The organism is Cedecea sp. B1(4), from assembly GCF_059414925.1.
The window spans coordinates 1-259 of record NZ_JCAHMZ010000357.1 but is presented as its reverse complement, the minus strand read 5'-3'; the positions used below and the strand labels follow the sequence as shown (position 1 = coordinate 259).

1 protein-coding gene is annotated in these 259 nt (G+C 68.3%); it reads left to right on the top strand.

Annotation, left to right across the window (positions count from 1 at the left end; genetic code table 11):
• Positions 1 to 259 (top strand): TonB-dependent receptor plug domain-containing protein (locus ACR6JA_RS23275; RefSeq protein WP_494599904.1); only part of this gene is annotated, 259 nt, incomplete at both ends.

Sequence of the window (259 nt, the reverse complement as noted above, 5' to 3'; positions counted from 1 at the left end):
CCGGCAGCATCGCCGACGTGCTGACCACCAGCGATTCGTCGGTGCGCGCCTCGATCGGCAGCGGCAACCGCTATGACGCGCTGACCATCCGCGGCTTTCGCGTCGACAACGACGAGATCGCGCTCAACGGCCTGTATGGCCTGGTGCCGGCCTATCGCATCAACCCCGATCCGGTGGAGCGCATCGAAGTGCTGCGCGGCGCCGGCGCCTTCCTCAACGGCATGCTGCCGTGGGGCAGCGTGGGCGGCAGCGTCAACAT